This window comes from Stenotrophomonas sp. Sm10, assembly GCF_030985515.1.
Lineage (GTDB): Bacteria > Pseudomonadota > Gammaproteobacteria > Xanthomonadales > Xanthomonadaceae > Stenotrophomonas > Stenotrophomonas hibiscicola.
The window spans coordinates 18,645-27,075 of record NZ_JAPTFO010000062.1 but is presented as its reverse complement, the minus strand read 5'-3'; the positions used below and the strand labels follow the sequence as shown (position 1 = coordinate 27,075).

Annotated in this window: 8 protein-coding genes; 4 read left to right on the top strand and 4 right to left on the bottom strand. The window is 66.8% G+C overall.

Going from position 1 to position 8,431, the window contains the following annotated elements; all coding sequences use genetic code 11:
- The 3 genes from O0J15_RS15800 to O0J15_RS15790 form a co-directional block, all read right to left on the bottom strand.
- A partial coding sequence (locus O0J15_RS15800) for a diguanylate cyclase (RefSeq protein WP_308305922.1) occupies positions 1-1,540 on the bottom strand: 1,540 nt, incomplete at its 3' end.
- 91 nt (positions 1,541-1,631) lie between these two features.
- Complete coding sequence (locus tag O0J15_RS15795) at positions 1,632-2,816, bottom strand: NAD(P)/FAD-dependent oxidoreductase (RefSeq protein ID WP_155029383.1); 1,185 nt, start codon at positions 2,814-2,816, stop codon at positions 1,632-1,634.
- Entirely contained in the window at positions 2,813-3,361 is a 549-nt protein-coding gene (locus O0J15_RS15790) for a YaeQ family protein (RefSeq protein ID WP_019661265.1), read from the bottom strand. Before O0J15_RS15790 ends, O0J15_RS15795 begins: the two co-directional genes overlap by 4 nt.
- 125 nt (positions 3,362-3,486) lie before the next feature.
- Here O0J15_RS15790 and O0J15_RS15785 point away from each other — a divergent pair, with 125 nt between their 5' ends.
- Positions 3,487-4,365, top strand: coding sequence for a pseudouridine synthase (locus O0J15_RS15785; RefSeq protein WP_308305921.1), 879 nt, complete (start codon positions 3,487-3,489; stop codon positions 4,363-4,365).
- Between the two features lie 6 nt (positions 4,366-4,371).
- Here O0J15_RS15785 and O0J15_RS15780 read toward each other — a convergent pair whose 3' ends face one another.
- Positions 4,372-4,860, bottom strand: a complete 489-nt coding sequence (locus tag O0J15_RS15780; protein WP_134730503.1) for a YaiI/YqxD family protein — start codon at positions 4,858-4,860, stop codon at positions 4,372-4,374.
- A 301-nt stretch (positions 4,861-5,161) separates the two neighbouring features.
- Here O0J15_RS15780 and O0J15_RS15775 point away from each other — a divergent pair, with 301 nt between their 5' ends.
- The 3 genes from O0J15_RS15775 to O0J15_RS15765 all read left to right on the top strand — a co-directional run bounded on the left by O0J15_RS15775 (position 5,162) and on the right by O0J15_RS15765 (position 7,846).
- Positions 5,162-5,371, top strand: a complete 210-nt coding sequence (locus O0J15_RS15775; RefSeq protein ID WP_004153307.1) for a cold-shock protein — start codon at positions 5,162-5,164, stop codon at positions 5,369-5,371.
- A 187-nt stretch (positions 5,372-5,558) separates the two neighbouring features.
- Positions 5,559-6,248, top strand: a complete 690-nt coding sequence (locus tag O0J15_RS15770) for a glutathione S-transferase family protein (RefSeq protein ID WP_021204709.1) — start codon at positions 5,559-5,561, stop codon at positions 6,246-6,248.
- Between the two features lie 32 nt (positions 6,249-6,280).
- Positions 6,281-7,846 carry a protein adenylyltransferase SelO family protein gene (locus tag O0J15_RS15765; RefSeq protein WP_308305920.1) on the top strand — a complete coding sequence of 522 codons (1,566 nt, stop codon included), beginning with the start codon at positions 6,281-6,283 and terminating at the stop codon, positions 7,844-7,846.
- Positions 7,847-8,431: the final 585 nt, after the last annotated feature.

The following is an 8,431-nucleotide window of genomic DNA, read 5'->3' as shown; positions in this document are numbered from 1 at the left end:
GCGAGACCACCCAGCGGTTGATGTCGGCCAGCAGCCCGTGTTCTTCGGCGATGCCCAGGAACGCGGTCGGGCTCAGCAGTTCGCCATTGTGTTCCAGGCGCAGGTAGGCCTCATACAGCTCCAGTGGCTCGCCCTGCAGGTTCAGCACCGGCTGGTAGTGCAGCTGGAAGCCGTCGCCAGCCAGCGCCTCGCGGATGCGGGCGACCCAGCGCAGCACGCGCTCTTCCTCGACCCGGTCGGCGGCGGCCGGGTCGAAGATGCGGCAGGTGTTGCCCAGTTCGGCGGCGGCCTGCGTGCATTCGCTCGCGCGTGCCAGCACCTGGCCGATGCTGGCGATCTTCTCGCCCACCTGCACGCCACCGATGCTGACCGTTACCGTGGCCGAACGCGCGCCGATGCTGAAGACGTGTGCGGCGTAGGCTTCGCGGATGCGCTCGGCCAGCGCCACGGTCTGCGCGTAGGGCCCGGCCTGCAACACGGCAAAATTGTGTTCGCCGAAGCGGGCCAGTTGCGCGTCCGCGCCAACTACTTCGGCCAGCAGGCCGGCGAGGGCGCCGATCAGCGTATCGGCCGAGGCCAGGCCGATGTCCGGCAGCAGGCGCGCATAGTGGTCCGGCTCGATCAGCAGCAGTCCGAACTGGCCCTCGCTGCGCCCGGCCTGGGCCACTGCGCTTTCCAACTGCAGCATGAAGGTCGGTCGGTTGAGCAGGCCGGTCACCTGGTCACGCTGGCGCAGGTCCTCGACCTCGCGTGCCAACTCGGGATCGAACTCCATGCGGCGGCGGAGCACCACCTGCAGGCAGGATTCGCCCTCGTAGGTGGCGGCGGTGAATTCCATCGTCGCCGGGAACGCACTGCCATCCTGGTGGCGCGCGTCGAGCTGGTACTGCGGCGGCGGCGCTTCGCCGCGGCTGAGGCCCTTCAGCAGCTGCTTGAAGCCTTCCACGTGCTGCGCGGCAACCATGTCCAGCAGCGAGATGCCTTCGATATCGTCGAAATGCTCGTAACCGAACATCTCCAGGTAAGCGTCGTTGGCACGGATGTGCATGCCTTCATGCACGTAGGCGATGGGATCGCGCGAGGAGGCAATCAGCGCATCGCAGCGGCGCTCGGTCTCACGCATCTGCGCCTCGATGCGGCGCAGGCCACGCCGTGCCTGCAGGTCCACCCACTGGTCACGGACCACGGCCAGCAGGTGCTCGGAACGCTGGCGCAGGGCGAGGGCACGGATGCCATGGCTGCTGGCCTGTACCAGTTCGTCTTCGTCGATGCGCTCGGCCAGCAGTACCAGCGGAATATCCTTGCCGCTGGCGGCAATATGCTTGGCCACCAGCGGCAGCGGAATGCCCTGCGAAGGCGAGGCCAGCACCAGGTCGATGGCCTGGCTGGCCAGCACCTGGGCCAGCTCGGCAGCATCCTGCGGGCGCCACGGACGCACCGCGATGCCGCTGTTGCGCAGGGTGCTGACGATGGCTTCGGCATTCTCGCCGCTGTCATCGACGATCAGCAGGCGGATGGTGATGTCGTTCGCGTTCTGCATGCACTGCTCCCCAATCTGCAAATCTAGATACACGATGCGCGGCGAACCGTCCATGCGCGCACCCCTTGCGCGCAACGAACGGCGATGTGGTTCACACCACGCCACCGGCCGCGTGGCCGCTGGCCCAGGCCCACTGGAAGTTGTAGCCGCCCAGCCAGCCGGTCACATCCAGCACCTCGCCGACGAAATGCAGGCCGGGTACGCGCTTGGATTCCATTGTCGAGGACGACACCTCGGCGGTATCCACGCCGCCCAGGGTGACTTCGGCGGTGCGATAGCCCTCGGTGCCGCTGGCCACCAGCGGGAACGCGCCCAGCAGCTGCGCGGCCTGGCGCAGCACTGGCTCGTCCAGCTGACGCACCGGGCGGTCCGGCAGCCAGTGCTCGCACAGGCGCTGCGCCAGCCGCTTGGGCATCACGTCGCCCAGCACGGTGCGCAGCTCGGCGGCGGGCCGCTCGCGCTTCATCTGGCGCAGCCACTCGCCCGCATCCTGGCCCGGCAACAGGTCCAGCTCCAGCGCATCGCCGGGCTGCCAGAACGACGAAATCTGCAGGATCGCCGGGCCGCTCACGCCGCGGTGGGTCAGCAGCATGAAGTTCTGGAAGCGCTTGCCGTTGCAGCGTGCCTCGATCGGCAGGGCGACACCACTCAGATCGGCCAGCCGCTCCTGGTGCTTGCCGCTGAGCGTGAGCGGCACCAGTCCTGCGCGGGTCGGCAACACCTCGTGGCCGAACTGGCGGGCAATCTCGTAGCCGAAGCCGGTGGCGCCCATGCTCGGAATCGACAGGCCGCCGGTGGCCACCACCAGCGAGGCGCAGTGGAACAGGCCATGGGTGGTGTGCACGCGGAACCCGTCGCTGCCGTGCTCGATGCGCTGCACGCTGCATTCGGTGCGGATCTGGGCACCGGCCGCCTGGCATTCGTCCACCAGCATCTTCACGATCTGCTTGGACGAAATGTCGCAGAACAGCTGGCCCAGTTCCTTTTCGTGATAGGCGATGCCGTGCTTGCTGACCAGCTCGATGAAGTGCCAGGGCGTGTAGCGCGCCAGCGCCGACTTGCAGAAGTGCGGGTTGGCCGACAGGAAGTTGGCCGGGGTGGTGCCGGTGTTGGTGAAGTTGCAGCGGCCGCCGCCGGACATCAGGATCTTCTTGCCGACCTTGTTGGCATGGTCGATCACCTGCACCTGGCGACCGCGCTGGCCAGCCGTGATCGCGGTCATCAGCCCGGCCGCGCCGGCGCCGATGACCACCACGTCGCAGCGGATCGTGCTCATGCCTTGGCGCGCTTGCGCCAGTTCGGGATCACGTCGAGCTGCATCTGATCGTTGAGCAGCTGCACTTCACCGTCCTGGATCAGCACGCTCCAGCGCATCGCGCGCTGGATCTGCTGGCCCCACAGTTCGACGAAGGCACCATCGAGGTCAACCACCGACAGGTTGTCGAAGCGCGCCAGGCCCTTGCCCTGCTTGCCCCACCAGATTTCCGAGGCGTTGCCGCCGTAATTGACCACCTGCACCTGTCGGCTGCGGTTGCTGGCCTTGCGGATGCGGGTTTCGTCGGGATGGCCCAGGTCGATCCATTGCAGGATGTCGCCAGTGTAGTCGTGTTCCCACAGGTCCGGCTCATCGTCGGTACTCAGGCCGCGGCCGAATTCCAGGCGGTCGCCGGCGTTCAGCGCGAAGGCGAGCAGGCGCACCATCAATCGTTCGTCGGTCTCGGACGGGTGCTGGGCCAGGGTCAGGTTGTGGGTCGCGTAGTAGCCGCGATCCATGTCGCTGATCTGCAGTTCGGCCTTGCGGATGGTGGCGGTAAGAGCCATGGGGGATCCGTGGACTAAAGACGTCAATGATAGAGGTTTGCTCGAAGGGTGTCCGTTGCCGGGCTGTCTGCGCAGCGTCAACGGTGGCACTCTTGGCGCTCTTTCCCGTGGCCGGAATGGACGCCATGACCCTGCCCAGCCACCTGCAGCTGCCCCCCGGCCACTGGCCCAGCCTGCTCGATGGCCTGTGCGCGCGTTTCCCGCGCATCGGTCGCGCGCAATGGCAGGACCGCTTCGCCCGAGGCCGTGTGCAGGATGCGCAGGGCAGGGCACTGGCGCCGGACATGCCCTGGCAGGTGGGGCTGGAAATCCAGTACTTCCGCGAGGTTGCCGACGAGCCGGTGATTCCCTTCGCCGAGACCCTCCTGCATCTGGATGAGCACCTGCTGGTGGCCGACAAGCCGCACTTCCTGCCGGTAACGCCGGCCGGTGGGTATGTGCGCGAAACCCTGCTGTCGCGCCTGGTCGCCCGCACCGGCAACACGGATCTGGTACCACTGCACCGCCTGGACCGGCTCACGGCGGGGCTGGTGTTGTTTTCGACCCAGCCGGCGACACGCGATGCCTATCAGCGCTTGTTCCGCGAGCGCCGCATTGAAAAGACCTACGAGGCGCTGGCACCGGCGCTGCCTGGGCTGGCGTTCCCGCTGCTGCGGCACAGCCGGCTGGCGCCAGACGAGCCGTTCTTCCGCATGGCTGAAGTGCCGGGCGAGCCCAATGCGCGCAGCCGGGTCGAACTGGTCGAAGCCGAGGGGGCGATCTGGCGCTACCGGCTGCTGCCGGAAACCGGCCGCAAGCACCAGCTGCGGGTGCACATGGCGATGCTGGGTGCGCCCATCGAGGGCGACGACCTGTATCCGCAGCTCAGAGTGCGCCCGGAGGGGGCGGACGAGCCGCCCCTGCAGCTGCTGGCGCAGGGCTTGGCCTTCAATGATCCGTTGAGCGGGGAGCGACGGCGCTTCCGCAGCCAGCACCGCTTGGTGCTGCCGGGTCAGGGCGACTAGGCCCGTTCAGCGGGCCGGTCGCCGCGCCAGCCAGCGGTCCAGCTCGGCGGCGAACAGCTGCCGGTCGCGCGGGCCCAGCGGCGGCGGGCCGCCGGTCTGCACCCCGGCGCCGCGCAGTTCCTCCATGAAATTGCGCATCGACAGCCGCTCGGCCATGTTGTTCGGGGTGTACAGCTGACCGCGCGGGTTCAGCGCCACGGCCTTCTTCTCCAGCACCAGCGCGGCCAGCGGGATGTCCTGGGTGACGACCAGGTCTCCGGCGGCGACCCGTTCGACGATGGCGCTGTCGGCCACGTCCAGGCCTTGGGGGACCTGGATCGAGCGCAACCAGCGCGACGGCGGGGTGCGGATCCACTGGTTGGCAACCAGGGTCAGTTCGATCCCGACCCGTTCAGCGGCCCGGAACAGGATGTCGCGAATGACGGCGGGGCAGGCGTCCGCGTCCACCCAGATACGGGGGAGGGCCAGTTCAGCTTGGGTTTCAGCTTCAGTCATTTACCCAGTGTAGGGTAGGAAAATCCTGAATGGGGGCTCAGGGTTAGCCTCGACCGGCTGCCAGCCCTTGCCACGTCTAGGGGGCGGGGCCAGCCCATGAACGCCCCGGCTATCGCTTTTTGCAGAAAACACGCGTATCGTTGGCCCCACTGTGTTTGCTAGGGTCACCGTGAATCGTGGCCTGGTGCAGTTGATCTCACGATCCGCTCATCGATCCGCTTTACCAACGCCTGCAACTCAGTCTCGGCCCCGATACCCGGTGGCTGCGATTTTTTCAACATGTGTTTCAGGAGTTAGTCAAATGTCTGATCGTCAGACCGGCACCGTCAAGTGGTTCAACGACGCCAAGGGCTTCGGCTTCATCACCCCGGAAAGCGGCCCGGACCTGTTCGTGCACTTCCGTGCCATCCAGGGCACCGGCTTCAAGACCCTGCAGGAAGGCCAGAAGGTTACCTTCATCGCCGTCCAGGGTCAGAAGGGTATGCAGGCTGACCAGGTGCAGGCGGTCTAATCCGTCTGCTGCCGTTTGGTAGCCAGAACGCCGGAAGCGAGAGCTTCCGGCGTTTTTTATTGCCCGTTGTTTTTTTGTAGAGTCGAGCCACGCTCGACTGCTCTCAAAGCCAGTCGAGCATGGCTCGACTCTACAAAGGGCATGCACTGCGCGCGGTACGATGTGGGCCTCCCCAAGGATCATCCCCATGCGCATTGTCCATCACTTGGAAAACTCCCGTTCCCTGCGCGTGTTGTGGATGCTGGAGGAGCTGGGGCTGGACTACGAACTGCGCCGTTATCCCCGTGATCCGAAGACGCTGCTGGCACCGCCCGAGCTGCGCAGGGTGCATCCGCTCGGCAAGTCCCCCGTGCTGCAGGACGGTGAGCTGGTACTGGCCGAGTCCGGCGCCATCCTCGACTACCTCGCGGATCGCTATGACACCCAACGCCAGCTGTCGCCGTCCCCGACACCGGCCGATGGCGCCGAGCGCATCGCCTACCGTTACTGGCTGCACTACGCCGAAGGCTCAGCGATGCCGCCGCTGCTGTTGACCCTGGTGATGGGCCGCATCCGCAACGCGCCGATGCCGTTCTTCGCCCGCCCGATCGCGCGCAGCATCGCCGACAAGGCCGAGCGTGGCTTCATCGGCCCGCAACGGCGCCTGCACCTGGACTGGATGGAGCGCCGCTTGGCCGAGAGCCCGTGGTTCGCGGGTGAGCGGTTCAGCGCAGCCGACATCCAGATGAGCTTCCCGATCCAGGCTGCGGCCGCACGGGGCGGTGGCCTCGACGACAAGCCAGCGCTGCGCGGCTTCCTCAAGCGCATTGGCGAGCGCCCGGCCTACCAGCGCGCCGAGGCCCACGGTGGACATCTGCAGGCGCTGAGCGGGAATTGAGGCCGTCGGCCGTCGCCCCCATCTTCAACACCATGGATAACGACAGCCCCCGTTTCGACAATCGCCTGCTGAATGCCCTGCCGGGTGACCCAGAGTCCGGCCCGCGCAGGCGTGAAGTGCTGGGCGCCGCCTGGTCGCCGGTGATGCCGACGCCCGTGGCGGCGCCCACGCTGTTGGCCTGGTCGCCGGAGGTGGCGGCGATGCTCGGCTTCGATGCCGATGAAGTGGAGAGCGATGGCTTCGCCGATGTGTTCGGTGGCAATGCGCTGTACCCCGGCATGCAGCCGTGGGCGGCCAATTATGGCGGGCATCAGTTCGGCCACTGGGCGGGGCAGCTGGGTGATGGCCGCGCGATCTCGCTGGGCGAACTGGTCGCACCCGATGGGTGTCATTGGGAGCTGCAGCTGAAGGGTGCCGGCCCCACCCCGTATTCGCGGGGCGCCGATGGCCGCGCGGTGCTGCGCTCGTCCATCCGCGAATTCCTGTGCAGCGAGGCGATGCATCACCTGGGCGTGCCGACCACGCGCGCGTTGTCGCTGGTCGGCACCGGCGAAGACGTGGTGCGTGACATGTTCTACGACGGTCATCCCCGCGCCGAACCCGGTGCCATCGTGTGCCGTGTATCGCCGTCGTTCCTGCGCTTCGGCTCATTCGAACTGCCGGCCTCGCGTGGTGAAACTGGCTTGTTGCGGCAGCTGGTCGACGCGTGCATCGCCCGCGACTTTCCGGAGCTCGAAGGGCAGGGCGAGGCGCTGTACGGTGACTGGTTCGCGCAGATCGCGGTGCGCACTGCCGAGATGATCGCGCACTGGATGCGCGTCGGCTTCGTGCATGGCGTGATGAACACCGACAACCTGTCCGTGCTAGGCCTGACGCTGGATTACGGTCCCTATGGATGGGTCGAGGACTTCGATCCGGACTGGACGCCGAACACCACCGATGCCCAAGGCCGGCGCTATCGTTTCGGCACCCAGCCGCAGGTGGCGTACTGGAACCTGAGCCGACTGGCGCAGGCGTTGTCGCCATTGTTTGCCGATGTCGAACCGTTGCAAGCGGGACTGGCGGCGTACCAGTCCACGTTCGTTGCCTGCACCCGTCGCGATGCAGCGGCCAAGCTCGGCCTGGCAGCGGCGGATGATGAGGACCTGCAGCTCTACCTGCGCTGGCAGCAGCTGATGCAGGACGGCAGCATGGACATGACGCTGGCCTGGCGCGCGCTGATGCGCGTTGATCCAACGTCGCCCGATGTGGGCGTGCTTGACGCGGTGTACTACGACGAGGCGCGCCAGCAGTCGGTGCAGGCACCGCTGCAGCAGTGGTTGCAGGACTACGCGGCGCGACTGCGCGTGGATCCGCTGTCGGCCGGCGAGCGCACGGCGAAAATGGCCGCGGCTAATCCGCTGTACGTGCTGCGCAACTGGCTGGCCCAGGAGGCCATCGATCGCGCCGAGCAGGGCGACCTGGGCGGTGTTCACGCATTGCAGGACGTACTGCGTGACCCGTATACCGAACGCGCCGGGCTGGAGCACTTTGCCGGCAAGCGCCCGGCGTGGGCCGACAACCGCGCCGGCTGCTCGATGCTGTCCTGCAGTTCCTGAGGGTGGGTTTCGGCAGGGCTGCGCCCTGCACCTGCAGAGGCCACCGCGCAAGCAACGGTCAAAGCCAAAGCGGCTCTGGATTGCTGATGGTCTGGCGGGGCGGTGTGGGGCTGCAGGACGCGCCGTAAACCCGTCCATGGGGGCTCGATGGAGCCATTCATGGCGCCAACGGTCCTGCAGCCCCACACCGCCCCACCTCCGACAGATTCCCGCTGCTGTGGGTAGGTGTCGACCTTGGTCGACACGGTCGATCCACGCCATGCGTGGATGCTTTTCGTTCAATTCTCGAAGTATTCGATTTCGATGAAAATTCATCCACGCATGGCGTGGATCTACGACAGATCGCAGGAATCTGTCGAAGGCGGGGTGGGTCCGGTTGCGGGGGCGTGAGCCGCATGGGCCCGAGGCATGCCTCGGGCGGGTTGGGCAGGACGCCCAACCCCGGTCTTGCCGTGTGCGCAGGACGGCGCACACGAGCAAGCGGCGACCGAGCTTACATGGACGTACTTGCAGCGTCCCCTGCCACCGGACCCACCCCGCCATCCCTCAGGAAACCAGCTTTTGCCGTTGACGCGGCTTTGGTCT

What these genes read in the sequence shown, in the direction of transcription:
- O0J15_RS15795 (WP_155029383.1), bottom strand. Translation starts at nt 2,816, where the DNA reads ATGAGCACGATCCGCTGCGACGTGGTGGTCATCGGCGCCGGCGCGGCC.
- O0J15_RS15790 (WP_019661265.1), bottom strand. Translation starts at nt 3,361, where the DNA reads ATGGCTCTTACCGCCACCATCCGCAAGGCCGAACTGCAGATCAGCGAC.
- O0J15_RS15785 (WP_308305921.1), top strand. Translation starts at nt 3,487, where the DNA reads ATGACCCTGCCCAGCCACCTGCAGCTGCCCCCCGGCCACTGGCCCAGC.
- O0J15_RS15780 (WP_134730503.1), bottom strand. Translation starts at nt 4,860, where the DNA reads ATGACTGAAGCTGAAACCCAAGCTGAACTGGCCCTCCCCCGTATCTGG.
- O0J15_RS15775 (WP_004153307.1), top strand. Translation starts at nt 5,162, where the DNA reads ATGTCTGATCGTCAGACCGGCACCGTCAAGTGGTTCAACGACGCCAAG.
- O0J15_RS15770 (WP_021204709.1), top strand. Translation starts at nt 5,559, where the DNA reads ATGCGCATTGTCCATCACTTGGAAAACTCCCGTTCCCTGCGCGTGTTG.
- O0J15_RS15765 (WP_308305920.1), top strand. Translation starts at nt 6,281, where the DNA reads ATGGATAACGACAGCCCCCGTTTCGACAATCGCCTGCTGAATGCCCTG.